Source organism: Microbacterium sp. AR7-10, from assembly GCF_001878835.1.
GTDB lineage: Bacteria > Actinomycetota > Actinomycetes > Actinomycetales > Microbacteriaceae > Microbacterium > Microbacterium commune.
Window position 1 is genome coordinate 1 of record NZ_MJIR01000104.1, and the last position, 3,142, is coordinate 3,142.

Genomic DNA, 3,142 nt, shown 5'->3' on the forward strand with positions numbered 1-3,142 from the left:
CTCGGCGAGGGAGGTCGGTGTCGCCCTTTGGAGGGCGGGAAGGCCGGGGGCCGTGCGGTCGAGGGAAGCGGGGGCATCGGCGCCGGCTCGGGTGGCGTCGCTCACGGTTTCCCCCTCGTCGCCGCGATGGGGCGGAAGCCAGCATACCGGCGTCCGCCCCCGCGGCTCCGCGCCTGCGCCTCGGCGCGCGCGACTCGACGCCCGCGGCTGGCGGATGCGCCCGCGGCGGCGCACGACACTCTGCAGCGTGTCGCGCACGGGCGCGCCGAGGACGAGCCCGAGGGACGCACCGGATGCCAGGGCCAGTCCCACCGCGCCCGCCTGCAGCAGGTCGGCGAAGCCGAGGATCAGCGAGATCGGGTCGTCCTGCGCCTCGACGATCCCCAGCAGTCCGCGGTACACGACAGAGCCGGGGACCATGGGGACGATGGCGGCGGTGGTCACTGCGATGGACGGCACGTGCAGTCGGTGCGCGATGAGCGTGCCCACGAAACTCGCGATCAGCGCGCCGGCCGCACTGGCGATGGGCACGCCGAACCCGCCGGCCGCGCCCGCGCTGAACCCGCCCCACGCAATCGCACCGAGCACCGCCGAGACGAGGATCGTGCGCGTCGTCGCGCCGTTCCACACCGCCACGGTCACGGCGATCAGCACGACACCCGCCACCTGCATCGAGCCGGGGCCGAGTGCCGGCGGCTCGGTCGAGAGCGTGAAGCCGATCCCCAGCCGCTGCGCGAGGGCCACTCCGCCCACGATGCCGACGACGACGCCGAGGGTGAGCAGCGCCAGATCCAGGATGCGCCCGCCCGCGGTGAGCGCGAAGCCGTCGATCGCGTCCTGCGCGGCTCCGACGACCGACATCCCGGCGAGCATGAGCACGATCCCTGCGGCGACGATCACGGCGACGCCGGCCTGGTCGAAGGGTGCGACGCCCTGGCTGCGCAGCACGTTCGCCGCTGCGGCGAACGCCGTGACCACCAGCGCCCCTGCCGCCTGCGAGAAGAAGAACGGCACGTGCATCCGGGCCATCCACCGCTGCGTGAGCGCAGCTCCGCACGCGGCGAGGAACGCGATGAGCGTGGTGATCCACGACGCTCCGTAGAGCAGGCAGACGCCGACGGCGAGCAGCCCCTGCGCGAGCACGATCACGGTCGGGCGGTATCGGAAGGGCATGCGCCGGATGGCATGGAAGCGCACCCGCGCCTCGGGCAGGGCCAGCCCCGCCTCGATGTCGACCACGAGCGCCTGCAGCTGCTGCAGCTTCGCGTGGTCGGGAACGGGCGCGCGCACCACGCGGATCGCCGTGAAGGGCGGATCGGACTCGCCGCCCTGGTACGACACGGCGATCGAGTTGAAGGTGATGTCGACGTGCACCGGGCGGATGCCGAGCGCGGCTGCCACTCGCGTGGCGGAGAGCACGACCTCGTTTGCTGCCGCGCCGACGGCGATGAGCGACTCCGCGATGCGCATCGCGAGCTCGATCACGCGCCGGGCGTACATCTCGTCGACCGAGAGGATCGCCTGGGTCTCCGGTCGCGATGCGGCGTCGACGCGGATCGCCTCGACCAGACGCATACGCCAGTTCTTCTGGGCAGCCATCACTCCATCCTCACACGCGGCGAAGCCGGCGGGCCTCCAGGATCAGAGCTGCGACGTCGCGGCGGACGGATCGTTCAGCACGGCCTCGAAGGCCAGCTCGGCGGGCGCGATCTGCATGAGGTGCGAGCGCATGCGGGCGCGCTCGAGTCGCACGGTGCGACCCTCCGACCCCACCGGTTGCAGGCGCACCGCCTCGGAGAGCCGCTCGCGGCTGGTGGCCAGCAGCACGCCCAGGTAGCCGGAGAGCACGACCATCTCGGGAGCGAACGCGTTGACGAAGTTCGTCAGCGCCACCGAGAGCACATCGACCTGCCTGGCGACCTCGGCGAGCACGACCGGGTCGCGCGCGACGCTCAGCTCGATGTCGAGCTCGTCCTCGTCGAGTCCCCGGCGGCCGAGAAGCGCGAGCACGGTGGCGGGGTTCACCTCCACCTGCAGGCATCCGCGCCGCCCGCAGCTGCACAGGGCGCTGGAGGGGTTGACCACGGTGTGACCGAATTCGCCGGCGAAGCCGGAGGTGCCCCGCAGCAGTGATCCATCGATCACGAGGCCGCCGCCGATGCCGCTCATCGACCCGCTCAGGTAGAGCACGTTGCGCACCCCGCGGGCCACACCGAAGCGCGTCTCGGCCATCGCGCCCACGCTCGCATCGTTGCCCACGGCCACGGGCATCCGAAGCACGTCGCTGAGACGATGCGCGAGCTGCTCGCGCCGCCAGCTCAGCGGCGGCGAGAGCAGCACCGTGCCCCGCGAATCGACGAGCCCCGGCACCGCGACCCCCGCGCCGACCAGCCGGTAGTGACGATCGATGTCGGCCCGCATCCCGTCGACGAGCGAGGCCACGACGTGCGCGAACCGCCGCGGGCTCGGCGGGGATGCCAGATCGTGCCGCACCCGCGAGTGCACCGCCGATCCGAGCCCGACCAGCGCCACGGAGATCGCGCGTGGATCGACGACGATGCTCAGCGCCACGACGTCGTCGTCGGCGGCGACGCCGAGGGACGGACGCCCGACGCGCCCGGTGGGTTTGACCGACTCCTCCCGCACCAGGCGCAGATCCAGCAGCTCCTGCACGAGAGCGGTCACCGTCGAGCGGTTCAGCCCCGTGACGGCACCGATCTCGGATCGCGACTGCGCACCGGCGGCATGCACGAGGTGCAGCACCGCGGAGAGGTTCTGCGCCCGCACGTCCTCGTTCGTCGTGCGCGTCACGGCGACAGGTGCGGGCGATGCTCCGCGGCCGACCGCGGGTAGGTCGTCGATCATGCTCGTTCGACCGCCATGTGCGACATGAGCAGCTCCTGGGTGGCATCGCGTCGCGCGATCTCGGCGGTGATCCGCCCATGCGCGAGGGTGTAGATGCGGTCGGAGAGCCCGATGACCTCGGGCAGCTCCGACGAGATGACGATGATCGCCTTGCCCTGCGCCGCCCGCTCGTTGATGAACCCGTAGATCTCGTACTTGGCGCCTGTCTCTTATACACCTCTGAAGCTTCCGACGAACTCTAGGGGGTACCTCTCGGGGGCTGTCGGCTGCATCACAC

2 protein-coding genes and 1 pseudogene are annotated in these 3,142 nt (G+C 71.7%); all 3 read right to left on the reverse strand.

Annotated features, from left to right (window positions below; all coding sequences use genetic code 11):
* Window positions 1–1,599, reverse strand: a 1,599-nt coding sequence (locus BFN01_RS14010; RefSeq protein ID WP_071644949.1) for a threonine/serine exporter ThrE family protein, incomplete at its 3' end; no start/stop codon positions are given.
* 42 nt (window positions 1,600–1,641) lie between these two features.
* The gene (locus BFN01_RS14015) at window positions 1,642–2,865 is read right to left on the reverse strand and encodes an ROK family transcriptional regulator (protein WP_071644950.1); all 1,224 of its coding nucleotides are present in this window, start codon (window positions 2,863–2,865) and stop codon (window positions 1,642–1,644) included.
* Window positions 2,862–3,074: pseudogene (locus BFN01_RS15955) on the reverse strand (ABC transporter ATP-binding protein); the annotation flags it as partial. The gene BFN01_RS14015 and the pseudogene BFN01_RS15955, both read right to left, overlap by 4 nt.
* Window positions 3,075–3,142: the final 68 nt, after the last annotated feature.

Excerpts from the sequence above, each read along its gene's own strand:
- BFN01_RS14015 (WP_071644950.1), bottom strand. The coding sequence starts at position 2,865 with ATGATCGACGACCTACCCGCGGTCGGCCGCGGAGCATCGCCCGCACCT.